The sequence below is a fragment of the Streptomyces sp. NPDC006529 genome (assembly GCF_040611795.1).
Classification (GTDB): domain Bacteria; phylum Actinomycetota; class Actinomycetes; order Streptomycetales; family Streptomycetaceae; genus Streptomyces.
This window is the reverse complement of record NZ_JBEXPB010000001.1, coordinates 306,116-331,720: the sequence shown is the minus strand read 5'-3', so window position 1 is coordinate 331,720 and position 25,605 is coordinate 306,116. Positions and strand designations below refer to the sequence as shown.

Genomic DNA, 25,605 nt, shown 5'->3' with positions numbered 1-25,605 from the left:
GTGGTTCTGTACGAGCGCAGGCCCATTCTCCCGCACCGGGCACGCTGCCCGGCCGCAGGGGTCCGGGTCCGGCCGCCCCCGTGTCGCCCCCCGGGCCTCAGTCCCGCTTGCAGATCCGGTCGAGGAGGTTGGCGGTGGCCTTCTGGACCCGCTCGTCGACATGGCCGGGGCGGTCGAGCGCCGGGGACCAGGCGAAGGTGCCGGACGCGAAGACGAGGGCGCCGCTGGGGGCCCGGTACAGGGAGGTCTCCTGGTGGCGCCGGTGGCCCTCGGTGTCGTCGTACGGGGAGTGCGCGAGCAGGATCCGGTCCTGGTGCTCGGGCAGCTGGGTGCGCGGGAAGTAGCGGTCGGCCTCGCCCGCGACCAGGCCGGGCAGTTCGTCGTTCTCCGTGGCGCCGGTGGAGTCCCAGAGCCAGTGGGTGGCGTTGCGCACGATCAGCGGCGCGGGTTCGGGGACGCGGCCCGCGTACTGGATGCCCAGCAGCTGCTGTTCCGGCCGGTCCACTTCGCGCCAGAGGGCGGGGCGACCAGGGCCGCGGCGTTTTCGGCAGGTCAGCAGCCGGTCGGGGGTGCCGGAGGGCGAGGGGGACAGCTCCACCTGCCAGTACATGGTGTTGGCGGAGAGGAAGACCAGGGAGGTGCCGTGCGCGCGGGCCCGCTCGACGGTCCGGCGCATGGGCACCGACCAGTACTCGTCGTGGCCGGGGAAGACCAGGCCCCGGTAGCGGGTCGGGTCGACGCGGCCCGCGTGCAAGTCGCTGGTGTCGGCGTAGGCCAGGTCGTAGCCGTAGCGCTCGGCCCAGCGGATGAAGTCGTAGGCGTGGCCGACGTGCAGGGGCAGGCCCGCGCCCGCGTAGGGGCGGTCGTAGGAGACGGTGATGGCCGCGTCCTCCTCGCCCAGCAGCCGTCCCTCGTCGTCCCAGGCGTGGTAGAGGCTGGCGCCGGTGCGCCCGTCCTCCGGGTAGAGGTTGTAGGCCTGCCAGGTGATGTCGGGCAGCAGGAGCAGCAGGTCGGCGGGGTGGTCGTCGCGGACCGTGAAGGGGATGTGGGAGCGGTAGCCGTCGTCGGTGGTCAGGACGGCGACGTAGGCGCCGAGGTTCCAGTACGAGGGGACCTGGAGCCGCCAGGACAGCCACCAGTGGTGGCAGGAGACGGTGCGGTCGGCGGCGAGCGGGGCGGGCTGGACGATTCCGGAGAGCCGCGGACTGGAGTGGATCTTCGAGGCGCCGTCGCCGCCGTAGTGACCGATCCGGTAGATGTCGACCGAGAACTGCTGCGGCGGGTCCACGGTGATGCGGAAGTCGATGGCCTCGCCGGGGGCGACGGCTCCGGTGGAGGCGAAGCCCTTGATCTGGCGGTGCACGTCGTCGGCGGTACGGGGGCCGCTGGTGCGGGCGCGGGGGATCTGGCCGGGGGCCAGGGACGGGTCGACGTACCAGGGGAGCACCTGACCGGCGTCGCCGATGTAGAGCTCGCTGCCCCGGAACCAGGGCAGGGGTCCTTGGCCGAAGGGGTCGGTCACCGCGTGCGCGAGCGCACCTGACTCCCAACGCCGGATCTGGTCCGCACCCATACCGTTCCCCTCCCTCGCTCCCCCGAACACACATGCCCGGTCCCGGCGCGGCCCATGTCCGCAGCCGGTCCCAGCACATCACATAACGCACGCACTCCGTCACCGTTCGTCGCGAATCGACGCGAGCGGAACATTCACATCCGCTTGTGCGTGCGACGGGCGCGGGGACGCGCGGGGCCACGGCGGCACGGGCCGCCCCCGGTCACCCCAGCCGGACCGGCTTCTCCGGCCGGACTCCGAGCGCCGCGAGCCAGCCGCGCAGCGGCAGCGGATCGCCGTCCTCCACGAGCGCCAGCACCGGCGGCGCCAGGTCCGCGCAGCGCGTCCCGGCGACCAGCAGCACCGGCCCGTCCAGCCAGTCCAGGCCGGGCGCACCGCCCGCCGAGTCGACGGCCGCGCAGCACACGAGCGCCATGACGTGGTCGGCCAGCAGGTCCCGGCCGCTGCGCGGGGCCTGCAGCGGGAACAGCGGGACCGCGTCCGTGCCGCGCCCCTTCGCCGCTCCGGCGGCGGCGCCCGCGCCGGCCCGCTCGGCCGCCGCGCGCTCCTCGCGCGCCAGGTCCCCGCTCAGCCGCCCGGCCAGCAGGTCCGCGGCGGCGCCGTCGTCCCCGCCGGAGGCGAGGTGGCGCAGCACCCGCTCCAGCGTCGGTGCGCCCACCGGGTCCACGGCCGCCGCCGCGCCCTGCGGCGCTGCACCGGCCAGGACGTCCAGCGACCGGTGCAGGCGGGCCGCCTCGGTGCGCCACTTGCGGTCCACGACCTCCTCCGGATACGCCGCCCACTCCACCGGCGACCAGTCCGGACCCACTTCGGCCGGACCGCCGTGGAAGAGCCGCGCGGCCAGCAGCGAGGCCGCCTCGTCGACCACCCCGGGCTGCTCCAGCAGATCGCAGGCGGGCCGCTCGCCCAGCCGGGAGGTGAAGCCCTCGGCCAGCCGGTCGCGCCGGGACAGCTCGGTGAGCGCGCGGACCACCCCGGTGTCGAGGTGCGCGGGCCAGCGGCCCATCCGCCACGCGGGCAGCGCGACCCGGGTCAGCAGCCGGTCCCAGCCCGCGTAGGCGAGGCCGACCTGCTCCTGGGCGAGGATGCGCAGCCCGTAGTCCACATCCTGTGCGCGGTCGGAGGCCGCCGCCGCCACCCCGCGTTCCATCTCGGCCGCGTCCGTCCGGCACAGCCGCAGCAGCAGCCGGGCCGTCCGGCCGATCCAGCCGAGGCCGGGCCGGTTGCCGACGTCGGCGGCCGCGTCCAGCCCGCGCACGAAGCGGCGGGCGTCGGCTATGTCGGGGTGCGCGGAGGGTCCCGTCCCGGCGACGACCGGGGCGAGGACCGCCCGCAGCTCGGCGACCCGCATCCACCACAGGAAGGGCGAGCCGATCACCAGGACGGGAGCCGCGCCGGGAACCGACTCGGGGGCCGCCTGCGGGCCGGCGGCCGCGCCCCGCCGGCGGTGCGCGGCGTGCGTACGGTCCTCCAGCCAGCTGTCGCAGTCGGGTGTCAGTGCTATCGCGGAGGGCGTCGGGACCTGCATCCGGTCGGCCAGGTCCCGCACCATCCGGTAGAGGTCGGGCGCCGCGGCCTCCGTCAGCGCGACCGTCGGCGTCACGGCCGGGGCGGCTCGCAGCACCACCGCGCCGAACACGCCGGCGACCAGCAGGACGAGCGCCGCGACGGCGCACACGACGAGGGTGGCGGTGCCCCAGGAGTCCCCGGTGAGCCGCCCGGTCGTCCGCGCGGCCACCAGGACCACCGCGAAGGCGGCCGGGAGCAGCGCGAGGGCCAGTGCCCTGCTGCGCACGCGCAGCACGGCCAAGGCTCGGGAACGCGCGGACTGCGCGCCCACCTGCATGGTCGAAACGGTTCCGGACACGGCCGGACGTCACCCCCTCTGCCCTGCGACGGTGTTGGTCACTCCCCCACTGTGACACCCGCCACCGACATCGCAATGCCGGTGGGCCAAGTGCCGGAATGCTTCCGCCGCACCCTAGTTGGGGGCCGGGCGGCCGTCAGGCGGACCGGGCATCGATCACCCGATGGAATGGCTTTGGGTAAAGCTGGGTGCGTTCGAACGCGGCCGGATGCAGTCGCACGCGCGGGCCCGGAGCGCGTGGTGTGCGCTCCGGGCCCGCGTCGAGGTGGTGGGGGAGTGACCCCGCCGGTCAGCGCCCCGTGGGGCGGCGTGGTCCCGCGATCAGCGGCCTTCGGCAGCCCGGGCCGCGATGTCCGTGCGGTACTGGGAGCCCGCCAGCCGGATCCGCGCGACGGCCTTATACGCCCTCTCGCGGGCCTGCGCCAGATCGGAACCGGTCGCCGTCACCGACAGCACGCGGCCGCCCGCGCTGACGACCGCGTCGCCGTCCCGGCGGGTGCCCGCGTGCAGGACGTACGCCTCGGGGGCGTCCTCGGCGGCGACCTCGGCGAGACCTTCGATGGGGTCCCCGGTGCGCGGGGTCTCCGGGTAGTTGTGGGAGGCGATCACGACGGTGACGGCCGCGTCCTCGCGCCAGGACAGCGGCGGTTCGGCGTCGAGGGTGCCGAGGGCCGCGTTCAGCAGGACGCCCGCGAGCGGCGTGCGCAGCCGGGCGAGGACGACCTGGGTCTCGGGGTCCCCGAAGCGCGCGTTGAACTCGATGACGCGCACGCCGCGCGAGGTGATCGCCAGGCCGGCGTAGAGCAGCCCGGAGAAGGGGGTGCCGCGGCGGCGCAGTTCGTCCACGGTCGGCTGGAGCACGCTCGCCATGACCTCGTCGACGAGCTTGGGATCGGCCCAGGGCAGCGGCGAGTAGGCGCCCATGCCGCCGGTGTTGGGGCCCTCGTCGCCGTCGAGCGCGCGCTTGAAGTCCTGCGCGGGCTGGAGCGGGAGCACGGTGACGCCGTCGGTGATGGCGAAGAGGGAGACCTCGGGGCCGTCGAGGAACTCCTCGATGACCACCCGGTCGCAGGCCAGCGCGTGGGCGCGGGCCGCGGCGCGGTCGTCGGTCACCACGACGCCCTTGCCCGCGGCGAGTCCGTCGTCCTTGACGACGTACGGGGCGCCGAAGGCGTCGAGGGCCTCGTCCACCTCCGCGGGGGTGGTGCAGACGTAGGACCGGGCGGTCGGGACACCGGCTCCGGCCATCACGTCCTTGGCGAAGGCCTTGGAGCCCTCCAGCCGCGCCGCCTCGGCGGACGGGCCGAAGACCGGGATGCCGGCCGCGCGCACGGCGTCGGCGACCCCGGCGACCAAGGGCGCCTCGGGCCCGACGACGACCAGGCCCGCCCCCAGTTCGGTGGCCAGCCGGGCCACGGCGTCGCCGTCGAGGGCGTCCACCGGGCGCAGCTCCGCCACCTCGGCGATGCCGGCGTTGCCGGGGGCGCAGTAGAGCGCACTGACGTCGGGGTCGAGGGACAGAGAGCGGCACAGGGCGTGTTCGCGGGCGCCGCCGCCGATGACGAGGACCTTCACGGGGTGCAGCCTAGCCCGCCTGCGCCAATGCCTTTCGTGCGGCCACCCGATGACGGGCCCCCTAGTCGTTCGTGTATTCCTCCACAACGGTGGCCCCCAGCTCGCGCACGATCAGCTCGTGGCCGGTCAGCGCGCTGTCCACGAGGTCCGGATCGTCCTCTTCCGGTACGTCGTCCTCCGGGCGTACGGGCTCCCGTGCCGGTACGGGCGCCGGCGCGGCCGGGGGCTGCTGCTGGCGGTGGCCCGGGGACTGCTGCTGCGGCTGCGCCGGGCCCGGGGACTGCTGCGGCGGGGGCTGCTGCGACGGCTGGTACGCGGGGGCCGGGGCCGGGGGCGCGTAGGACGGCGGCGGGGCCGCGTAGGAGGTGGAGACGGGGGCGGGCTGGCCGCCGCCCACCACGGCCTCGATCTTCCAGTTGACCTGGAACTGCTCGGACAGGACCTGCTTGAGGACGTCCTCGCTGCCGCTGCTCGCGAAGTTGTCGCGGGCTCCGGCGTTGGGGAAGCCGAGCTGGAGGGTGGTGCCGTCGAAGCCGGCCACCTGGGCGTTCTGGCTGAGCAGGATCCAGGTGAAGCGGCGCTTGTTCTTGACCGCCTCCAGGACCCCGGGCCACATCGCCTGGACCTGCCCGGCCCCGGCGGCCATCGCGGGACCGGAGGCGGCGGGGGCGGCGGGCCCGGTCGGGGCGGCGTGGGCGGGCGGCGGTACGGCGGCTGCGGGCGCCGGTGCAGCGGCGCCCGAAGAGGCGGAACCCGGGGAGGCGGCGCTGGGCCACGCCCCGCGCCCCGGCTGCGCGGCGCCCGGCCAGGCCCCGGGCGCGGGGGCCGGGGGCGCGGCGGGAGCCGGGGCGGCGGGGGGCGCGGAGGCGGGAGGCGCGGAGGCGGGGGCGGGCGCCATGGCGTGCGCCTCGGGCCCTGCGACGTAGCCCATGGACGGTGCGGCGGGCGCGGGCTGCGCGACCGGGGCCGCGGCGGGCGCGGGAGCGGCGTGGGCGGTGTGGGCGGGCGGAGGCACCGAGGCGGGCAGCGGGACCGGCCCGGCGACGCCCGCGCCGATGCCGGCGGCGGCCAGGGCGGCCGCTCCGCCGCGCTCCAGCCGGTCGAGCCGGGCCTGGAAGGACCGCTCGTCGTCGAAGGCGGCGGGCAGCAGCACCCGAGCGCAGATCAGCTCCAGCTGGAGCCGCGGCGAGGTCGCCCCGCGCATCTCCGTCAGCCCGGTGTTGACGAGGTCGGCGGCGCGGCTCAGTTCGGCGGCCCCGAACACGGAGGCCTGGGCCTGCATCCGCTCCACCACGTCGGCCGGGGCGTCGATGAGCCCCTTCTCGCCGGCGTCGGGCACGGCGGCCAGGATCACCAGGTCGCGCAGCCGCTCCAGCAGGTCGGCGACGAACCGGCGCGGGTCGTTGCCCCCTTCGACCACCCGGTCCACGACCTCGAAGGCGGCCGCGCCGTCGCCGGCGGCGAAGGCGTCGACGACGGAGTCGAGCAGCGAGCCGTCGGTGTAGCCGAGGAGGGAGGTGGCCATGGCGTACGTCACACCGTCGGAGGCGGCGCCCGCGAGCAGCTGGTCCATGACGGACATCGAGTCACGCACCGAACCGGCGCCGGCCCGCACGACCAGCGGCAGCACCCCGTCCTCGACGGTGGCGCCCTCGCGGCCGCACACCTCGCCGAGGTAGTCGCGCAGGGTGCCGGGCGGCACGAGCCGGAAGGGGTAGTGGTGCGTGCGCGACCGGATCGTCCCGATGACCTTCTCGGGCTCGGTGGTCGCGAAGATGAACTTGAGGTGCTCCGGCGGCTCCTCGACCACCTTCAGCAGGGCGTTGAAGCCCGCCGAGGTGACCATGTGCGCCTCGTCGATGATGTAGATCTTGTACCGGCTCGACGCGGGCCCGAAGAAGGCCTTCTCCCGCAGGTCACGGGCGTCGTCCACACCACCGTGGGAGGCGGCGTCGATCTCGATGACGTCGATGGACCCCGGCCCGTTGCGCGCGAGGTCCCGGCAGGACTGGCACTCCCCGCAGGGCGTGGGCGTGGGGCCCTGCTCGCAGTTCAGACAGCGCGCCAGGATGCGGGCGCTGGTGGTCTTGCCGCACCCCCGCGGCCCGCTGAACAGGTACGCGTGATTGACCCGGTTGTTGCGCAGGGCCTGCATCAGCGGGGCAGTGACATGCTCCTGCCCGATGACCTCGGCGAACGACTCGGGGCGATAGCGGCGGTACAACGCAAGGGACGACACACTTACGAGGTTATCCGGGCCCGCCGACAACGCGATGCAGTCGAGCGGCCGGGACCCGGGGAACATCCGCCCGCCGGTCACCCCAGCACCGGCCGGTGCACCCGCACCGGCCCTTGCGCGGCGCCCACACGGCCAACCCTGCGTACCCGCCCCGGAACGCAAAGCGCCCCCCACGCACCCGCCAGAGCCCACTTACCCTTGCTGCCTTCCGGCCCTGGGGGAGTTCGGTGAGATAGCGCCACGTGAGGGGCTGGCCCCACCCTAGCGGATGGATGCCCCCGGAATCGAGCCGGACCCCCCACCACCCCCGCCCGGACCTCCGCCCGACGATCACGTTCGCGAGCACCCCCCAACGTCTTGTATTGTTCGTCGCGGAGGATTCGCCTAGTGGCCTAGGGCGCACGCTTGGAAAGCGTGTTGGGGGCAACCCCTCACGAGTTCGAATCTCGTATCCTCCGCCATTGCTCTCACCGGGCAATACGTCGAAGGGCCCCACCGCTTGCGGTGGGGCCCTTCTTCGTTCCTCAGGTCTCGTTGTCCTGGTCTTTGTCCACAGCGACCTTTTCGGCGGGACCCCAGATCGCTACCGCGATCTTCTGTGCCACGTCCTTCAACATCGCGTCGGGCACGTGCAGGTACCGCGCGCGCATCCGGGCCGACGTCCCCGGTTCCCACCCCATGATCTGGTCGATCACGCGGTCGGGAACGCCGAGGAGCATGAGCACGGTCGCGGCGGTGTGGCGAGCGTCGTGAAGGCGCGCGTCCCGCACCCCCGCGTCTCCGAGCAGCTTCTTCCAGTCGTGGTAGTCCGTGTTGGGGATGAGCGGACCGCCGAGCGGCTTGGTGAAGACGTACTCCGACTCCGCCCACTGGTCGCCCGCGGCCTTCCGGTCCCGGGCCTGCTCCTCCTTGTGCGCCCGGAGCATCCGAACCAGGGGACCCGGAAGGGGTACGGCCCGGCGCCCCGCGCGCGATTTGGTGTTCTTCGTCTCCCGCCGGACCTCGCTACGAAGGGGGCAGTACCCGGCCTTCCGGCCGCACGGATCAGCTTCCTTGCACCCGTGCGCGTACTTCGGTCGCAGTCGGTTCCGGCGCAGCTTCAGGTACTCATTCTCCAGATCCACATCCGCCCACCGAAGCCCCAGCGTCTCCCCCTGCCGCAGGCCCAGCGCGAGGGCGAGCATCCAGCGGGCGCTGTTGCGGCGCTTGTTCACCTCGATCAGCAAGCTTTGGATCTCCTCTACCGAGTAGGGCTCGATCTCGTCCTCCGCCTCTTCCACCCGCGGCGGCTTGGCCAACGCGGCGGCGTTCTTCGCCGCGTGGCCGCGCCGCACCGCCTCTCCCAGGGCGGTGCGTGCCGTCCGGTGGGCCTGGTGTGCGGTGGCGGGCTTGCTGCCCTTCGCCTTCATCCGGCGGTAGAGGCTCTCCAGGTGCTCCGGCTCCAGGCGGTCGATCCGGTGCTTGCCGATGCCGGGGACGAGGTGCACCCGGACGGCCACCTCGTAGCCGTCGTAGGTGTTCTCGCTGACGGCTTCCTTGGCGATGTTCTCGACCCAGTGCCAGAGCCACTTCTCGACCGTCCACAGCTTCCCGGGCTGCTGTGCAGTCCCCTGGTCGCGCTGCTTCTCCAGCCGCTTGACCTCCGCCATCAGGAGAGCTTCCGTCGTGCGCGTGATGTGCCTGCGGTATGGCTCGCCGTTGTCCTTGTAGCCCATCGGCACTCGTGCGTGCCAGCGCCCGTCCTCGCCGAAGTAGATGGCCGTTTCGCCGTTGGCGCGGCGGGTCCGCTTCTTCTGATCTTTCACGGTGGTCCTCTTAGGCGGCCGGCCGGTGGGCTCGGCGAAGATTGGCGGCGAATTCGATGACGGCGTCAGCCGGAACCCGACGGAGTCGGCCCACAGGGACGGACTCCAGCTGTCCGGTGCTGATAAGGCGGTAGCAGTAAGTGCGACCGATCCGGAGGCGGTAGGCCGCCTCCTCGACCGTGAGTAGTACGAGCGTTGAGTCGTCAGCCGTCACTGCGGAAAGGACCGCGTCCATGCGTGCTCCTTGACGTAGTGGGTCCGGGTTCCTCCGGCCCCCTCCTGAGGGGTCCGCTACATCCGCTACGCCGCTACATCGCAGGTCAGCGGGTGCGTGGGTGTAGCGGATGGGTGCGATGTAGCGGCTACATCCCGCTTCGCGGCGTCCTCGGGTGAGGCCCGCGGGCGCGCCGGAAGCTCTCCGGGCAGGTGCGCGGAGACGCGGGATGTAGCCGCTACACCCGAGGTTGCCGCTACGCGAGCACCGGCTGTGAGCTGGGCTGTAGCGGCGTAGCGGTTGTAGCGGGGTTCTGCGGCGGGGGGCAGTAGCGGGTCCACGCGTCGTAGAGATCCACGGCGTAGTAGCCCTTGAGGATTCCGCCGGCGGTGCGGATGTTGCGGGAGACGATCGGCTCGTCCGTGCCGGTCCGGTACTCCTTGAGCATCTTCGAGAGACTTCGGGAGTCGAGCGGCTTGCCGTCGATGTCGGCCCAGGGGGCGTCTTCGAGGGCATTGAGCCGGTCGAGGACGGCGATGGTCGGCAGCTTGTCGAGGCCGATCAGGACGTGGTCGCGCAGGTCGGTGAGCAGCCGGATCCCAAGCGATGCCTTGCCGTTCGATTGGGAGGACTTGATCAGTTCGACGCAGGCGGCGCGGGCCCGCTCGGGCCAGGCACCGCCAGCGGCGTCGGCGACGGCGAGGAGCGGCTCCCACACGTCGGCCGGGCGGTCGGTCACGCCCTCGGGCATCGCGGGCCACGCGTCTTTGACCTTGTTGCGGACCTGGTCGGCCCAGGCCGCGAGGCGGTCGCGGATGGCGTTGCCCTGGGGCTCGTGGGTGCCGAGTCGGTACGGCTCGACCTTCTCGTTGGGGGCGCGGCGTCGCATGCGGATGATGACGGAGCGGTCCAGGATCGTGTCGGGCAGTCCGCCGAGTCCGGCCATGGCCACGGCGCAGTAGGAGGGGAAGCCCTGGACGGTCTGGTTGGCTCCGTCCCCGACGCACCGGTACATGAGGCGCCCGCGGCGGTGTCCGGCGTTCAGGAAGCCTCGGAGCTGCTCGTTGTCTCCGGCCTTGGGCCCGAACACGGTGTCGATCTCGTCGTAGAGGATCGTGGGCCGCTCGCCCTCGATCCCGGCGACGGACCGGAACAGCGCGGACGGCGAGGCGTCCACGGCGGCCATCTTGTTCGGCACGAGCGTCTCCATGATCTCCAGCGCCCGGGACTTGCCCGATCCGGGTTCCGGGGAGAGGAACGCAATGCGCGGGGTGGAGTCGAACGCGTCAAGCAGGTGCGCGTGGGCGTCCCACAGAGCTACGGCAACGTAGGCACCCTCCCTGGGGAAGATGTTGAAGCGGCGGTGGAAGGCCTCCACCTCGTCGAGCAGCGCGGCCCCGTCGATGGGTGCCGCGGTCGTGGGGTTCTGGTCGCTCATCAGGCGGCCTTCCCTTCCTGGGGTACGCGCAGCGTGCATAGGGCGCGGTGGTGGACGTGATCGGTGATCAGGGCCAGGGCGCGGCTCTGTCCGGCGGCGAAGAGGTCACGTCCGCACGAGCACCAGGACCGGACGGTCGGGGTGGTGCCGCGACCGGGGGCGCTGATGTGGAGCCAGGCGATGGGGCGGCGCCCGTCGTCGCCGTGCGGGTCAGGGCGAAGGGATGAAAGGACGCCTTCGGCGACGACCTTCGGCGCGCCACTGCCGTCCGGGGTGGGGGCCGGTTCGGCGGAGCGGGGGCCGGTGGGTGTCGAGGCAGGGCTGTTAGCTGGGGGGTGTTGGGCGCTCATGCCGTCCGCCGGCTGCCGGGGTTGTTGCGGATGGACCAGTTGAGGGCGCTGGTGATGGCGGAGCGGTACTCGTACGGCTTGAGCCCAGCCGATTCCGCCCCCCAGTTAAGAGCCTCCTCGACTTCCTCGCGGTCGAGGTCGCCGGATGCGATCAGCCGCCCCAGGGCGCGGGCGGCCCTGACGAGTACCTGGTTGCGCTGTCCCTCGGCGGCGGCGGCGACGGCCCTCTTCTCGTTGCGCAGGGCCGCATCCACGTAGGCGGCCCTACGTCCGCCGCCCGGGCGTGGGGCGGCGGTGGTCAGGGGGCGGGCGATGATGCGGGGCGGCTCGGTGAGCTTGGCGTGCAGCCAGGCCGGAAGTGGGGCCACGGGCCGCTCGTCGGCCACGGCGTACGTGCCGGTGGGGGTGGTGCTGCCGGGGGCGACGACGTATCCGCCCCAGGCCCGGGTGTCGATGTGCCGGCCCAGGGTGTCCTGCGTGTTGCGCATCTGGGTTCCGGCCGGGGCGGTGAAATACAGGTGCAGGCCCCCGGACGGCGTGGCCACGGTCCGCGTCGCCGGGAGTTCCTCGCCCAGGTGGCGGCAGAGGTTTTCAAGAATCTGGGCACCGCTGAGGGTGCCGGGCGGGTCGGACGCTTTCGGCGGGTCGAGGTCGATGACGACCAGGCCCGCGGGGCCGGTGGCCAAGCCCACGTTGTACGGGCCGTCCGCCCATGCGGTGCGGATCCGGTCGGGGTCGAGGGTGGCGCGCTGCTCGGGCTTGGCGTGCCCGCCGGTGCAGGGGCCGGTCCGTGGGCACTGCGTCTCCCGGTGCAGGGCAGGGACCTTGGAGCCGGGCCGGAGCGGGAACACCGGCCAGCATTGGGCGGCCGTGGCCAGGGCGGCGTTCAGGAGGTCGCTCATGCGGCCACCGCCCCGGCATTCACCTGGGCCAGGAGAGCGTGGCCGAACATCTCGCCGCACAGGGTGATGTCCTTGCGGACGTCGGCCTTTCCGTCGGGCTGCTCGATCACGTACGGCAGGCCGGACGCGTCGAGGAGTTCGCGGGTGGGGGCGACGAGGTCGGTGTGAATGCCGCCCCAGCCCATGGCCTGGTTGGTGCCGACGGTCAAGGCACACTTGCCCTGGCACGGCGGGGACGCGTGGATCGCCGAGTAGGCGGCGATCGCACCTGACTCGATCAGGTCGGCCAAGACGGTGAGGGCGTCGCCTTGGCGGAAGGTGAACGGGTAGCGGGCGGAGCGGTCGACGATGTCGACGCCCTCGACGCGGAACCCGGCGCGGTGGTAGCCGGTACCCGCGCCGCCAGCGCAGCAGAACAGATCCAGCAAGGCGGGCCGCTGGCCCTCTCGCCGGATGTCGGTCGTGTGGGTCATGCTGGATTCCTCCAGTTCGTTCTGGAAGAGAGCGGCCCCGGTTCATTGGCGTGAGTGGGGGGCCGCTCTCGTCATGTCAGTGCCGGGTGTGGTCGATGGCGAGGTCGGTGAGCCGCTTCGCTTCGGCGGGGGTGACGGCGCGGTACCGGACGGAGACACGGCATTTGGCCTCGGGGCAGCGGACGGTGCGCTTGCCGACGAGCAGAGCGACGGCGTCGGAGACGCGGTCGGCCAAGGACTCGGACTGCTGTTCCATAGGAACTCCCGGTCAGCGGTGGTTGATGGTTCCCGTGGCGCGGCCGAACATCCCGGACGCGGTCACGTGCTGGGTGATGTGCTGGACCGGCGCAGCCCCCCGCCCCGCGCCGCGGCCAGCGCGGAGGAGGAACGGGGCGAGGGTTCCGGCGGCGATGAGGGCGATGGCGGCCCAGAGGGCGTCGGTCATGGCGATCAGTCCCGGGGCGGCGTAGGCGATTCCGTATCCGGCCGCCGCGATGCCCGCGCCGAGGGTGGGGGCGAGGAGCGCGGTGGTCTTGGCCCATGCCGGTATCGGCGCCGCGGTGGGCGCGGGCGCCGGCACCGCGGGCTGGGTGTAGGCGAGGGTGCAGGTGCCGTTGGGGAGGGTGACGTACTGGACGCCGGGCGGGATCTCCGCGGCCAGCATCCGGGGAGCCGGGATGGCGGGCGGGTGGAGGATTGCGTCGCCGTACCGGACCGGTACGGGGGTGGTCGGGTGGGTGTAGGGGTGGGGCATGGGGATGCCTCCGGGTATGGGTGGGGCCCCCGCCGTGTGGGTGGCGCGGGCCCGCGGGTGGGGTGTCAGGGGTGAGGTGTCAGGTGGTGTCAGGGGCGGGTGTCACGGGTTCTGACAGCGGGTTTGCCTAAGGGTTTGGGTGTCAGGGCCCCGTGACGGTGTCAGGTGTCAGGCAGCTGTCAGGGAGGGGACGATGCGCCACCGGCCGGTGGCGGAGGTCGGCTCCAGCCGGCCGTCGAGGGCGGCTTCCTTGAGGCGTTCGGAGACCCAGGGGCGGGAGAGGTTGTGCCGGTCGCACCAGTCCATGAAGTCCTTCGGGCCGACGACCATCTGCTGTGCGTCCTCGAAGTCGTCCAGGGCCCGGGCGAACAGTTCGCGGGCCTCTGCAGGCGTGGGCTTGTGCCCCAGGGACTCCCACATCGGGGTGTCGTCCCCGTCGTGCTCTTCGGGGAGTTCGGCCTCGGGGTCGATGTCGGCGTCCTCGGGGTCGGTCAGGATCCCGGAGCGTTCCGTTTCCATGCCGGGCCCCTCGTCGTCGGTGGCCGGGTGCGGGGCCGGGAGGGTGCCCGGGGTGGGGCGGCCGGTGTAGTTCTGTCCGGCGACCGCGGTCGCGGCGCCGGCGGTGATGGGGTCGGCGGTGGCTCCGTGGCGTTGGGCCCAGGCGGCGAGGGCTTCCATGGTGGGGATGGCGGTGTGGGGGACGGCGAAGGTGCGGCCCGGGGAGGGGTAGCGGTCCTCGGGGATGCCGGGCGAGACGACGTAGCAGTAGCCGGGGCGCCGGTTGCCCCAGGCGCCGGGGTGGGCGCCTGCGTCGATGACGGTGTCGGGGAGGGAGAACCCCTCGTCGCGGGGGTCACAGCCCAGTGCGATGACGGACGGAAGTGATGCCCGGGTGGAGGTGGACATCTGGTCGTAGGAGGGCCGTTGAAGCGAGATGATCAGGGAGACGCCGGCGGAGCGGGCTTCCTGGGCGATGCCGGTGAACGCGTCGTCGCCCATCAGGCGCAGGGTGTTCGCTGCCTCTTCCATCCACGTGACCAGGTACGGCATCCCCGCACAGCCGCAGGCCCGGCCGGGCGTGCAGGAGTGGTCGGGGCTGGTCTGCTGCCGGGCGGCTTCGGGTACCCACTGGCGGTAACCGTGGGCGCCGAGCCAGCGCGTCCGAGCCGGGATGACCGCCTTGATGGCTTCGACCATGACTTCGGTGTCCGGGCCGCCCTCGGCGGCCCAGTCCATGCCGGGCAGGAGCGGGCGGAAGTCCTGGAACATCTTCGGGTCGCTGACGAACAGCAGGACGTCGCGGCGGGAGAGGATCTCCGTCATCAGGTTGAGGGCGGTCTCGCCCTTCCCGGATCCGGTGCCGCCCGCGATCAGGACGTGCGTCGCGTTGCGGTTGGCTTCCGGGTCGCCCGGCAGCCACAGGAACAGGGGTGAGCCGTCATCGTAGCGGCCGATGACCAGCGGCTCCGCGATGCTCGCACCCAGAGCGGACGGGCCGGGCCAGTCGGCGACCTGCGCGAGCTGGTCCTCGGGGACGATGACCAGTTCCCCGCGGCGGGCGGAGGCGGGATCGCCGAGGTAGCGGACGGCGGAGGTCGGCAGGTCCAGGGCGGACGCGAGCCGCGGCAAGACCTTGGAGACGTCCTCGTTGGTCTGCTCCCCGGCCTCCAGCAGCATCTTCGCCGTGACCCGGTTCGGCTCCACCGACGTCGTCCCGATCTGCGCCCGGGCCAGGCCGACCTTCTCCAGCAACCCCTTGTCCGCCCCGCCGGTGGCCATGCCATCGACGTTGCGGCGCAGGACCATCCGGATGTTCCACGACAGGGCGAGCGCGGGCCCGCCCATCAAGTACAGGTCCGGAAGCGGCCCGGTGAGGGGCCCGGCCAGGCAGGCGCCGGTCAGCCACGCAGAGCCCGCGGCCACCGTGATCGCCGAGTGCATGCGCCGCTGCTGCCCGGTGGCCTTGCCCGCCCACCACGTCACCCCGGTCAGCGCGACGGAAGCCAGGGTCAGGCCAACCCCAGCCGCCGCACTGCCCTGCCACTGCAGGCTGCCCAACGCCCCGGCGACGCCCAGCCCGCCGACGGCGAGCCAGGGCGGAAGGTGGGGCTTGGCCCGGTGCAGGACGTAGGCGGTGATCCCGGATCCGTCCGAAGCCCCGCGCAGCTGGTCCTCGTACTGCTCCTCAACGTGCTTGTGCTCGGCCATCAGGTGGGTCTCCCTTCTAGAGCTGGCCCCAGTCCATGCGGGGCTGTGAGGGGCGGCGGGCGCGGTGACGGACGCGGTTGATCTCTTCCTCGTACTCCTGCTGGAACAGTGCGTAGGTCGCGGCGGCGTTCTTCGCCGCATCGCGCAGGGCGTCAGCGGCGCGCTGCATCTTGCGGGCGACCTTCGCCGCCCGGACCCGCGAACCCCCCAGCCGCCCGTTCGGATCGGGGACCTGCACCAACGTGGCCTTGAGGATCTCGGCGGCCATGGCGACCTCGATCGAGAGGGCGACCCCGGCGGCGCGGACGCTGTTGCAGTACTGGCGGACCTGAGCCGGGGAGGTGAACTCCGGCGCAGGCAGCAGGTTCTGTGCCTGCCTGCCACCGCCGGACCCGTTGCCAGCGAAGCCCCCGCCACCGCCGTTGCCGCGGCCCCTGCCGCCGCTGTTGACGGTGAGGTTCAGGCCCGGGGAGAACGTCTTGTTGTTGACCTTGGTCTGCGAGCCGTTCGCGCCCGGCCGAGGCCTGGGCCGCGACGGACGGGGGGTGCCGGTGTTCCAGTCGGTGCCGCCGCTGCCCCGAACCCAGGTGTTGTCCGACATCAGAAGCTCTCCTTCGGGTGGGTGGTGGCCAGGCGGCCGGCGATGGACCAGGCGAGCTGAGCGGCCAGCGTCAGCAGGGCCCAGGAGAGGGCCACGGCCGGGTGGGTCGGGCTGAACCAGATGGCCACCGGCACCCAGGCGACCACCCCGGCCGCGCCGGCGGAGGTCAGGGCCCGCCACGTCATCGTGGTGCGTGAGGTGGCCGGACGGCGGCGGGTGATCCACGCCCACACCGCGACGGGGGCTAGGGCGAGCGGGGCCAGAACCCAGGCGGTGCGGGGCTCGATCAGGTGGACCACACCGGTCACCATCAGCGCGAGGACGGCGAGGCCGGTCGGGGCCCATGCGCGGCGGTGCTTCCACACCCACCGGCCGGAAGCGGCGGTCGCGCGGGCGGTCAAGGTCGGGGGCTCGGAGACGACCACGATCACCTGCGGGCCCTGCTTGCCGCGCTGGCGGGGGATGTGAACGGTGTGGGGTGCGGCCGACTGCGCGGCCGTCGTACGGATGCGGCGGGACACGGCGAACTCCTTCGTACGAGCACGGGAGGGTCAGGCGGCGCGCTGTTCAGTTCGGTCGTGGCACGGCACGCATATGCCGAGCGAGACGGGGATGACGTATCCGGCATCGCGGCGGCAGGCGGGGCAGTGCCGGCGGGCGGCGTTCGCTTTGGCGAGCGCGGCCCGGCGGGCGGGGGTCATCGGCCGGACGGGCTGGGCGAGGTCCAGCCGGTAGAGGTAGGCGATCAGCGGGCCGCGACGGCGGCGCGGGCGCTCCAGCTCGGCCACGACGTCCTGACCGCCGGGCCGGAGCCCGGCGGCGCGAAGCTGACGGCGGGTGGCCAGGCCGTCCGGGGCCAGGTGCCACCGGTAGACCGGCAGCGTGCCGGTCACGGCGTAGAGCCTTCGAAGAGGGCAGCGTCGCGGAGTTCCTGGTACCGGGCAGAGGCCCAGCCAACGGACCAGCCGGTCAGCTCCGCGGCGACCCGCACGGCGAGTCCGGCAGCGAACGCCGACCGCACCACGGTGCGGGCCCGGTCCTCGGAGAGCTTCTCCGGCGGCGATCCGGCGGCCAGCAGCTCGGCGCGTTCACGGGCGATGCGTTCTTGTTCACGCTCGCGTTCACGGCGTTCACGCTCGGCCCGCTCGCGGGCCTCCAGTTCGCGCTGCTGCGCGGCCTGGCGTTCAAGGCGTTCAGCCTCGGCCTTCGCCTGTTCACGCTCGCGTTCACGGCGTTCACGAGCCTCGCGTTCCGCGTTCGCGGCGGCGTCGGCGCGGTCCCGTTCTTCCCTGCGGACGCGCTCCTGCCGCTCGGCCTCTTCCCGCACGAGGCGGGCCTCGTGTTCACGCTGTTCACGGGCAATGGCCGCCTCGTGATCGCGGCGTTCACGCACCCGCTGCTGCCGGGCGTCCTCCCGCTCCCGCGCCGCCTTCTCGCGGGCTTCACGGTCGGCGCGGGCCTGCGCTTCCAGCCCGCGGACGGCAGCGGTCAGGGCCCGCCGGTAGGCGAGTCCGGCCTCAGCCGTGACGATGAGGAGGAGGGGGGAGACGGAGTGGATGGCGACCCCGACCAAGTCCTTGGCCAGGGCGGATGCGCCCACGTTCAGGGCGAGCGTCATGGCGCCAGTCATCCAGCGCAGGGCCACCGGCCACGCCCCGCCATGCCCGCCCAGACGGGCCAGGACCGAATCCAGACGGACCACGATCACCACCGCCGCGTCCACGACGAGCGGCAGAATCGGTGCAGTCCACGCCCACTCCGGGGCGGTGTGCGCGGCCATTAGCGGCGTGACCGTGAGGACGGAGTAGAGCATCGCCCCGCCCACGATCAACCACGTACCGACAGCCAGCGCGCGTTCTGCTGAACCGACGTGAACATTGTTCATGCCGCACCGCCTTCCAGCGGCCGGACCTTTGCCGTGCCCAGCAGGAGGACCCACGCCGGGTGGTCGTGGTAGTCGGGGCTGGTGCTTTCCACCCACTCCCACTCGGCGTCCGCGGCGAGCGTGAACCCCAGGTAGGCCAGGGCCGCCTGCCGTGCCTCGGCGTTCGGAATCGCGGTGGACGTCGGCCAGGTGAAGGTGGGCCACTCGTTGACCAGACCAGTCATGGCCACGAACAGCTGCCAGCACGGTCCGGCCGTCGGTTCCGGGGCGGTGGTACCGCAGCAGCGCAACGACAACTGCGCGCCGAAGATCTGCTTGCTCATGCCGCATCCCCGGACTGCATCGTGTCGGCGGTGCGGTTGGCCGCGTCCCGGCGGGCGGTCAACACCCGGTGGTGGGCGCGGCGGATCCGGCGGGCATCGAACTCCGACGCCGGCCGGTCCAGGAGGACGATCAGCGCGTCCAGCAACTCGACCTCGGCCAGCACGACGGGCATCTCAGCCTCAACGGCCGCCAATTCCGCGTCGGTCGGCTCCAGACGATCCGACCACGGGGTAACAGTGTTCTGAGGTGCAGCGATGGACTTCACGGGTCTTGCTCCTTCTACAGAGGAACGGGACTCAGCAGCCCCCGGCGCGGACACGCCGGGGGCTGCACTGTGTGGAGGTGGAGCGGATGCACTCAGCTCCCTGCAACCCCGCCCGTACAGCACCAAAGGGCGCCGGACAGGCGGAGGAGGCAGCCGACGGAACGCCGGGGCGTCCCGGAGGTTGAGGGGCTGTGCGAGGCGAGGTCGGCTGAGCCGAAGGTGCCCGCACAGCGGTTGATCAGTGACGCGAAGGGCGCGGCCGGCCGTACCGGTCCAGTACGGCTGGCGCCCGCAGATGTCGGTGGAACACAGCAGCCTCCAAATCCGGAGGGGCGAGGCTTCACCGGATGCTCGTTGCCACGGCGATCCGGTCCCGAGCCTGAGAGTCGGGCGCGTCATCGTTACTGCTCTGACGCCAGCAGGGCGGCCTGCACGAATCGGTGCAGGATGGCGTGCCGCCGACGACTTCACCCGGTCGCCACGGGGGCGGTCTCACTCTTGCCGCCACGTGCGTTGGAGCCTCGCTGTTCTTCCCCACACCCGAGTCCGGGTGGCGCCTGCCAAGCGCATAGGGGGAGTCGACGTCCATCACGGCGGTTTGCCCCTGGACCCTCGTCCTAGGCACCTACCGCGACCGCCGACTCGCGTCAGCCCCGCACGATCACTGTTCAATTCTCAATGAGCGGCTCCCGGCGGTGCGCGGTAGGCCTGAAGACCTCCCGTGGAACACGGAGCAACGCCGGAAACGGGTAACAGGCAAAGCTGTAGCTAGATAGGCATTGCTGGTGTTGGTGGTGTTGTACCAACAAGTGCTTGCCTGGAAGAGAGTTTGCCCACGCCCCCTGGGAACGTCAAGCGGTCTGGCGTATGTTGTTGGAACAAGTCAGCCAAGTGAGTGTGGAGGCCACCGTGGCGGAGCAGAAGCCGCGCTACCACCGGATCGCCGACGACATCCGGGGACGGATCGAGCGGCAGGACCTGGTACCGGGTCAACAGCTCCCGACGGAGCACGACCTGATGGCGCAGTACGAAGCGAGCCGGAACACGGTTCGCCTGGCCCTTCGGCGGCTCACTGATGAGGGGCTGATCATCTCGGGTCAAGGGCGCGGCAGCTACGTGCGCAAAGCCCACCTGCCGGCCGTCTGGGACTGGAGCGTGCTGGAGTCGCGCTCACGTCACGAGTCCGATGGGAACGGGGGCGATCAGTGGACCAGCATCGTGGCTGCAAGTGGGCGCGAACCGAGGCAGGAAGTTCGCGTGTCCATCCGGCAGCCTCCTGCCGACGTGGCTCAGCACCTAGGCCTTGACCCCGAAACCGCCATGACGGTCGTCCGGGAGCGGGTTCGTTTCATTGATCAAGAGCCGTACGCGCTGGCAGACAGCTACTTCCCCGAGGAGCTGGTTCGCGACACTCCCCTCATGAAGCCGGAGGACGTCTCTGCGCCCGGCGGCGTGCTGGCACAGAGCGGATTGATCCAAGCTCGCTACGAGGATGAGATCACGTTCAGGATGCCCACCCGGTCAGAGTCTGAGCGCCTGGATTTGCCACCGGCCACCCCTGTCGCCGTGCACACCCGCACGGGCTACGACAAGGACGGGAAGCCGCTTCGCGTCATGGTCACGACCCTGCCCGGCGACCGCCATGTGATCCGTTACTCCGTACTGGCGGACTGATGCTGGCTTCTACCCCCGCACACAAGGACCAGAGCATGACTGTCCATACCGCGGTCCCTCTCACCGCCGAAGCTGCTGGCACTCCTGAGCGCGTCTGGTACGCGTCGTATGGCTCCAACATGCACATGGACCGGCTGGCCGCCTACATCGCGGGCGGAACGCCCCCTGGAGCTACCCGCACGTATCCCGGGTGCCGCGACCATCGGGCGCCTGAGCGGTCGATCGCCGTCGAACTTGAGGGATGCTTGTACTTCGCCACCGAATCCCCCGTGTGGACGGGGGGCAGGGGCTTCTACGACCCGACGGCGCCCGGGCGCATGCGGGGGCGCGCTCACCTAGTGACCGTGAGCCAGATGTCCGACATCGCCGCGCAGGAGATGTACAAGCAACCGGGGCTAGACCTGGACTTGACCAGGGTCCTGCGCTTGGGCCGTGACGAGCTGGGGCCGGGGAGGTACGAGACGCTGATCTGCCCGGGGGCCATCGAAGGCATTCCCCTGCTGACCTTCACCGCCCCGTGGACCCTTGCAGATGTCCAACCGCTCATGCCGTCTGCCGCATACCTGCGATACCTCGCCGGTGGCCTGCTGGAGTCCGGTCCCTGGGCAGAGTCGGACATCGCTGAATACCTGTCCTCTTGCCCGGGCGCGGCTGGAAATTGGACTCCGGCACAGGTGCTTGAGCTACTGACGAGCGATGCCACTGACTAGCCGGGCGGACCCCACTCGTTGTCCTGGTCTTTGTCCAGTTCACCAACGGTCACCCCGGTTCACGGCCGTACGAGCACCGCGTCGAGGCAGGCGCGCGTACGCCCCCGAACCCCCGTGAACGGCCTTGCGCACAGTTGGAAAGCGTGTTGGGGGCAACCCCTCACGAGTTCGAATCTCGTATCCTCCGCCATTGCTCTCACCGGGCAATACGTCGAAGGGCCCCGCTGCTTGCAGCGGGGCCCTTCTTCGTTCTCCGCCTCCGTTCCGGTCTTCGGTGCAGATGGGCATACTGCCCGGACAGTCGCGCAGCCGTGGGGGGAGCGAGTGCAGGAGCAGGCATCCGAATCAAGACGCGGTCAAGCGTGGAGCGAGGCAGAGGACGCCCGGCTCGTCGGCGGTGTGCGGGAGGGAGTCACTCTTCGAGCACTTGCCGAGCGGCACGGCCGTACGGAAGGTGCCATCCGTGCGCGCCTGGACCGGATGGTTGTCGAACCGGCCGTCGACGAGCCGCTGGCGTGGTTGAGGGCTCGGCTGACCGTCGACCCCGCGTACCCGTGGCACAGCGTGTTGGACGAGCGCCGGCTCCGCGAGCAGCGCGAGCGGCAAGCCCGGGACCGGGATGCGAGCGCCCCCGCCCCTGCCGGCCCGCCGAGTGCGGCAGAAGCTGCCGAGGTTCTGGCCGACTGGGAGCAGGCGACCGGTCACGTCCTTCGTCCCGAACGCCGCGAAGCCTTCCTCGCTCGCTCAGTGGTGCTCTCCCTGGCGGCTGTGACCTCGGACGTGCGACGAGCGGCGGCCCGGCGGCTGTGGCAGGCCGGAGCGCGACTGCTGCTGGACGATTGGCTGCTGGAATGCGTGTGTCCAGGTGCTGTGGGCGTGACGGCCGACTGGGACCGCATCGCCGAGCGGGATGCGGACGTGCTGCTGGTCCTGCGGGAGCTGCTCGCTGCCGCCGTGGGCGAGATCGTCAGGGAGCGGGACCGGGATGTCCTCTCGCGGCGCCTCGGTCTGCACGACCAGCCGGCTCACACGCTGGAGAAGGCCGGCGAAGCCCTCGGAATCTCCCGGGAGCGGGTTCGGCAGCTGCAGACACGAGCCATCCGCAGCATGGCCCGCACCGTCGGCCCGGCGGCCCGGAAGATCCGCGCGGTGCTGGCCGAGCTGAGCTGCGTGGACCATGTGCCACCGGACTCGGGGCCGCCGGCTGCGGAACGTCTGCTCGACCTGGCCGACGCGCTGCTCCCCTCGGTGGCTCCGCGACAAGCGGTGCCCCTGCTGGCCCGTCTGGCCGGAGCCGACAAGGTACGTGCGGACAATCTTGGAGCCGAGGCCGCCACGGTGCGCATGCTGCGCCACGAGGCCGCTCGCCGCGAAGCGGCGCGGCAGGGGCGCGTCGACCGTGCTGCCCGGCGCTGGAACGCCCTGTCCACCGACGTGAACTGGTTCGGGAGGGCGGAGCCGGCGCCTGCGCGTGAAGAGCTGGAAGGGCTCCGGGAGAAGGGCGGCCACGGGGACTTCGGGATGTGGCACTGCCCGAAGCTCGGCAGGGAGGTGGCCTACGAGTCGGACACGGAACTACGGGTGATCCAGCTGCTCAGCTTCGCCCCTCAGGTCGCGTACTACCAGGAACAGCCCCTTGCGATCAGCTACCGGTTCGCCGGGCGGCAGCGCACCTACTACCCCGATCTGCTGGTGGCCACGGTCGACGGCCGGTGCGTCCTCATCGAGGTGAAGCCCGTCTACGAGATGGCGATGGCCGTCAACATCGCCAAGTACCGAGCGGTCCGGGCCCTCTGCCGCGACCGGGGCTGGGGGCTCATCGCCACCGACGGGAACCGCACGCTCAGCCTCCTTGAGAACCGGCCCGTCGACCCGCGCGTGGACAGCGCGCTGACCGCAGCACTGGAGGCACACGGCGAACTGACATGGCCCGGGGTACGTGTGGCACTGGGCGACCTGGAGGTGGATTCTCTGACCATGTCCGCCCTGATCCTGAAGCGCGGCTGGTCGTGGTCCACCCGCCCGTATCGCCTTCAAGCGCGCGATCCTGCCTCCGGCGCTGCCGGGTAACGGGGCCCGGGCTGGCGTTCACCAGAGCGTTGAGTGACGCCTGACGATCCGCGGTGCCCCGGCGGGGGGACCCTTCTCGGTTCCTCACGTCCACACCCGTCGGATGCGCCATCCTTGATCCCGGTGCCGGACCGGCCGAGGTGCGGCCGCGGCCCGTTCCTGGCCGGAGGAGAGGTTTCCATGGCGTCCGGATCAACGCTGACAGCCTGGCTGAGCGGTCTCGACGGCCCGCGCCTGGCACGGGTGCTCGCGGCACGGAGCGACACCACGGCCCCTCCGGAGCCCCGCTCCCTGGGGGAGCTGGCGGACCGCCTTCAGCGGCCGGGGTCGGTCGCACGGGCACTGCCCTCGCTCACCCTGCCCGAACTGCAGGTGGCCGAGGCCGTGGCGGCGCTCGGGGCGACCGCGTCGCGCGAGGCCCTGGCCGAGCTGCTGGGAGCGACGGAAGGCGAGGCCGGCCTCGCACTGGAAGCGGTCCTGGACGGCCTGGCCGGGCACGCGCTGGTCTGGCCGGACCGCGACGGAAGGCTCCACGCCGCGGCGCCGTTGCGGCAGGCGTGGGACGCGCCGCTCGGGCTGGACGCGCCCCTGGCGGAGCTGCTGGCGGACGCGACCTCCGACGAGCTGCACTGCCTGCTGGCGGCACTGGGCATCAGAGCGCCGGGCACCAAGCAGCAGCGTATGGCGGCGCTCGTCGCCCACCACAGCGACCCCGCGGTCATCGTCGACGTGGTGGCGCGAGCGCCCGCGGTCACCCGGGAGCTGCTGACGGACTGGGCAGGACCCGCACCGGAGCGGCGGCGGGCCGACGTGTACGGGATCTACGACCCCGCCCTCGAACCGGGGGCGCGTTGGGCACTCGACCGGGGCCTGCTGATCGAGGACCGCAGCCGGTACGGTCCTGTGCTCATGCCCGTCGAAGTCGCGCTCGCGTTGCGCGGCCCCGCGTGGCGCGCCCCCTTCACCCCGCTTCCGCCCGTCCCTCGGCTGGTGGCCGTCACCCCCGCCGAGGTGGAGCGGGAGTCCGCGGCCGCGGCGGCGGCGTGGTCGGCCCAGGCCGCCTCGGTCCTCTCGGCCTGTTCCTCGGCTCCGCCCGCACGGCTCAAGTCCGGTGGGATCGGTGCGCGCGAGCTGGCCCGAATCGGCAAGGCCGCCCATGCCGACGACGCGGTGGTCCGCATCACCCTGGAAGCCGCGCACAAGGCAGGGCTGCTGGCTTCGGCCGGCGACCGCGTGGCACCGACCGGGGCGTACGACGACTGGGCGGAACAGGAGCCCGCGGAGCGTTTCGCCACGCTGCTCCGGGCATGGCGCGAACTGCCGCTCACGGCCGCCCGTGCGCGCGACGAGAACGACAAGGCGCTGCCCGCCCTCGCGGGAGCACCACCCTGCGACGGCTGCCGCGAGGCCCGCCACGGGCTGGTCGCCGCCGCGGCACGGCTCCCGGCCGGTCAGGGTGTGAAGGACGCTGCCGATCTCGGGCCGGCGGTGGCCTGGCACCGCCCGCTCGCCGACTCCTCGCCCGCGGACATCACCCCGTTCGCCACGGTGATCCGCGAAGCGGAGATCGTCGGGGTGATCGCCCGGGGCGCCCTGTCGGCCCTGGGCGTCCACCTGTTCGCCCACGACGCGGAAGGACTCACCGCCACCTGCCGACGACTGCTGCCCCCGGCCGCCGAGACCGCCCGGATCGGCGGCGACCTCACCGCCGTCGTCGCCGGCACACCGGCCGCGCGGGTCGCCGAGGTCCTCGACGCCACCGCCGACCGGGAGACCAGTGGCACGGCCACGGTGTGGCGGTTCAGTCCCGCCGGCATCCGACGGGCCCTGGACGCCGGCCGCACCCCGGAGGAGATCGCAGCCGACGTGGCCTCCGTCGCGGCCGGGCCGCTGCCCCAGCCGCTGTCCTATCTCATCGCCGACACCGCACGCGGCCACGGACGCGTGCGCATCGCTCCGGCCGCCTGCGTCCTCCACGGCGAGGAGCCGGCGCTCCTCGCCGAACTCGCCGCCCACCGCGGGCTCTCCCGGCTCGGCCTGCGCCGGCTCGCGCCGACCGTTCTGGTCAGTGGCAGCCCGCTCGACACCACCCTTGCCGCACTCCGTGCCGAGGGCTACGCGCCCGTGGCGGAGACGGCCGGGGGAACCGTACGGATCGAGAAGGTCCGCCCCCTGCGGGCCACCGCTCCGGTGCCCGCCCCTCGTCGGACCGGCGACGGACGCGGCGTGCGAAGCGCTGCCGCCCCCACGGCGAAGCCGCCGAGCGGCGCCGATGTCGACGCTCTCGCCCTCCGGCTGCTGGCCGCACCGCCCACCGCGCCGGAACCCGCCCCCCTGCGCGGCGGAGTCCCCTACGGGACGGACACCGAGGAAATCGTCGCCGGATACGCGAAGCAGCTGTCGTACAGCGATGTCCGCCAGCTCGCCCACGCCATCGACGCCGGCACCGCCCTCACGGTCGACTACGTCGCGTCATCGGGAAGTCGCACCGTACGCACCCTGAGCGGCCTGGAACTCGACCCGCCCTTCCTGGAAGCCTGGTGTCATCTGCGGGAAGCCGAACGCGTCTTCACGCTCTCCCGCATCCACGGCGTCATGCCCGCGTAGGCCGGCCGGGCGCCCGGGGCCCACGGACGAAGGGCCCCGCTGCGAGCAGCGGGGCCCTTCGTCGCGTCTGA

General features: G+C 72.4%; 22 protein-coding genes, 1 tRNA gene, 1 other RNA gene and 1 pseudogene. 5 read left to right on the top strand and 20 right to left on the bottom strand.

Annotated elements, in window-relative coordinates:
• Positions 1–97: 97 nt before the first annotated feature.
• The 5 genes from ABZY31_RS01580 to ffs all read right to left on the bottom strand — a co-directional run bounded on the left by ABZY31_RS01580 (position 98) and on the right by ffs (position 7,509).
• Positions 98–1,573, bottom strand: a complete 1,476-nt coding sequence (locus tag ABZY31_RS01580; protein WP_356403534.1) for a N,N-dimethylformamidase beta subunit family domain-containing protein — start codon at positions 1,571–1,573, stop codon at positions 98–100.
• 202 nt (positions 1,574–1,775) lie between these two features.
• The gene (locus ABZY31_RS01575; protein ID WP_356403705.1) at positions 1,776–3,419 is read right to left on the bottom strand and encodes a hypothetical protein; all 1,644 of its coding nucleotides are present in this window, start codon (positions 3,417–3,419) and stop codon (positions 1,776–1,778) included.
• A 342-nt stretch (positions 3,420–3,761) separates the two neighbouring features.
• On the bottom strand, positions 3,762–5,015 hold the full coding sequence (gene purD, locus ABZY31_RS01570) for a phosphoribosylamine--glycine ligase (RefSeq protein ID WP_356403531.1): 1,254 nt from the start codon (positions 5,013–5,015) through the stop codon (positions 3,762–3,764).
• A gap of 61 nt (positions 5,016–5,076) precedes the next feature.
• A complete protein-coding gene (locus ABZY31_RS01565; protein ID WP_356403528.1) occupies positions 5,077–7,254 on the bottom strand; it encodes a DNA polymerase III subunit gamma and tau in 2,178 nt (725 codons plus the stop codon).
• Positions 7,255–7,410: 156 nt separating this feature from the next.
• Positions 7,411–7,509: signal recognition particle sRNA small type (gene ffs, locus ABZY31_RS01560), an RNA gene on the bottom strand.
• A 118-nt stretch (positions 7,510–7,627) separates the two neighbouring features.
• On the opposite strand from ffs, the gene ABZY31_RS01555 reads away from it, so the two are divergent.
• A tRNA-Ser gene (locus ABZY31_RS01555) sits at positions 7,628–7,715 on the top strand.
• 63 nt (positions 7,716–7,778) lie between these two features.
• Here ABZY31_RS01555 and ABZY31_RS01550 read toward each other — a convergent pair.
• The 15 genes and pseudogenes from ABZY31_RS01550 to ABZY31_RS01480 form a co-directional block, all read right to left on the bottom strand.
• Entirely contained in the window at positions 7,779–9,059 is a 1,281-nt protein-coding gene (locus tag ABZY31_RS01550) for a site-specific integrase (RefSeq protein WP_356403525.1), read from the bottom strand.
• Positions 9,060–9,069: 10 nt separating this feature from the next.
• Positions 9,070–9,294: an excisionase family DNA-binding protein gene (locus ABZY31_RS01545; protein WP_356403522.1), complete on the bottom strand. Its 225-nt coding sequence runs from the start codon at positions 9,292–9,294 to the stop codon at positions 9,070–9,072.
• 235 nt (positions 9,295–9,529) lie between these two features.
• On the bottom strand, positions 9,530–10,711 hold the full coding sequence (locus ABZY31_RS01540; protein WP_356403519.1) for a DUF3631 domain-containing protein: 1,182 nt from the start codon (positions 10,709–10,711) through the stop codon (positions 9,530–9,532).
• Positions 10,711–11,061, bottom strand: coding sequence for a hypothetical protein (locus ABZY31_RS01535; protein ID WP_356403517.1), 351 nt, complete (start codon positions 11,059–11,061; stop codon positions 10,711–10,713). Before ABZY31_RS01535 ends, ABZY31_RS01540 begins: the two co-directional genes overlap by 1 nt.
• Entirely contained in the window at positions 11,058–11,963 is a 906-nt protein-coding gene (locus ABZY31_RS01530; RefSeq protein ID WP_356403514.1) for a bifunctional DNA primase/polymerase, read from the bottom strand. The genes ABZY31_RS01535 and ABZY31_RS01530 overlap by 4 nt, the downstream gene beginning before the upstream one ends.
• Before the next feature lie 29 nt (positions 11,964–11,992).
• A pseudogene (locus ABZY31_RS01525) lies at positions 11,993–12,436 on the bottom strand (DNA methylase); the annotation flags it as partial.
• A gap of 76 nt (positions 12,437–12,512) precedes the next feature.
• On the bottom strand, positions 12,513–12,692 hold the full coding sequence (locus ABZY31_RS01520; protein ID WP_356403511.1) for a hypothetical protein: 180 nt from the start codon (positions 12,690–12,692) through the stop codon (positions 12,513–12,515).
• Positions 12,693–12,704: 12 nt separating this feature from the next.
• Positions 12,705–13,190 (bottom strand): hypothetical protein, encoded by a 486-nt coding sequence (locus ABZY31_RS01515; protein ID WP_356403508.1) that lies wholly within the window; start codon positions 13,188–13,190, stop codon positions 12,705–12,707.
• A gap of 168 nt (positions 13,191–13,358) precedes the next feature.
• The gene (gene traB / locus ABZY31_RS01510) at positions 13,359–15,398 is read right to left on the bottom strand and encodes a plasmid transfer protein TraB (protein ID WP_356403505.1); all 2,040 of its coding nucleotides are present in this window, start codon (positions 15,396–15,398) and stop codon (positions 13,359–13,361) included.
• Positions 15,399–15,414: 16 nt separating this feature from the next.
• Positions 15,415–15,999, bottom strand: coding sequence for a plasmid transfer protein TraA (gene traA / locus ABZY31_RS01505; RefSeq protein WP_356403502.1), 585 nt, complete (start codon positions 15,997–15,999; stop codon positions 15,415–15,417).
• Positions 15,999–16,520 (bottom strand): hypothetical protein, encoded by a 522-nt coding sequence (locus ABZY31_RS01500; protein ID WP_356403500.1) that lies wholly within the window; start codon positions 16,518–16,520, stop codon positions 15,999–16,001. Before ABZY31_RS01500 ends, traA begins: the two co-directional genes overlap by 1 nt.
• A gap of 30 nt (positions 16,521–16,550) precedes the next feature.
• Positions 16,551–16,892 carry an RRQRL motif-containing zinc-binding protein gene (locus tag ABZY31_RS01495; protein ID WP_356403497.1) on the bottom strand — a complete coding sequence of 114 codons (342 nt, stop codon included), beginning with the start codon at positions 16,890–16,892 and terminating at the stop codon, positions 16,551–16,553.
• Entirely contained in the window at positions 16,889–17,884 is a 996-nt protein-coding gene (locus tag ABZY31_RS01490; protein WP_356403494.1) for a DUF2637 domain-containing protein, read from the bottom strand. The genes ABZY31_RS01495 and ABZY31_RS01490 overlap by 4 nt, the downstream gene beginning before the upstream one ends.
• Complete coding sequence (locus ABZY31_RS01485; protein ID WP_356403491.1) at positions 17,881–18,207, bottom strand: DUF6303 family protein; 327 nt, start codon at positions 18,205–18,207, stop codon at positions 17,881–17,883. Before ABZY31_RS01485 ends, ABZY31_RS01490 begins: the two co-directional genes overlap by 4 nt.
• Positions 18,204–18,473, bottom strand: coding sequence for a DUF6284 family protein (locus tag ABZY31_RS01480; RefSeq protein ID WP_356403489.1), 270 nt, complete (start codon positions 18,471–18,473; stop codon positions 18,204–18,206). The genes ABZY31_RS01485 and ABZY31_RS01480 overlap by 4 nt, the downstream gene beginning before the upstream one ends.
• A gap of 909 nt (positions 18,474–19,382) precedes the next feature.
• Here ABZY31_RS01480 and ABZY31_RS01475 point away from each other — a divergent pair.
• From ABZY31_RS01475 to ABZY31_RS01460, 4 genes are all read left to right on the top strand, one after another.
• Positions 19,383–20,147: a GntR family transcriptional regulator gene (locus ABZY31_RS01475; protein WP_356403486.1), complete on the top strand. Its 765-nt coding sequence runs from the start codon at positions 19,383–19,385 to the stop codon at positions 20,145–20,147.
• Positions 20,148–20,500: 353 nt separating this feature from the next.
• Positions 20,501–20,857, top strand: coding sequence for a hypothetical protein (locus ABZY31_RS01470; protein ID WP_356403483.1), 357 nt, complete (start codon positions 20,501–20,503; stop codon positions 20,855–20,857).
• Positions 20,858–21,181: 324 nt separating this feature from the next.
• Entirely contained in the window at positions 21,182–22,927 is a 1,746-nt protein-coding gene (locus tag ABZY31_RS01465; RefSeq protein WP_356403480.1) for a TnsA endonuclease N-terminal domain-containing protein, read from the top strand.
• Positions 22,928–23,107: 180 nt separating this feature from the next.
• Positions 23,108–25,534 (top strand): helicase-associated domain-containing protein, encoded by a 2,427-nt coding sequence (locus tag ABZY31_RS01460; RefSeq protein ID WP_356403477.1) that lies wholly within the window; start codon positions 23,108–23,110, stop codon positions 25,532–25,534.
• The last annotated feature ends 71 nt before the right edge of the window (positions 25,535–25,605 follow it).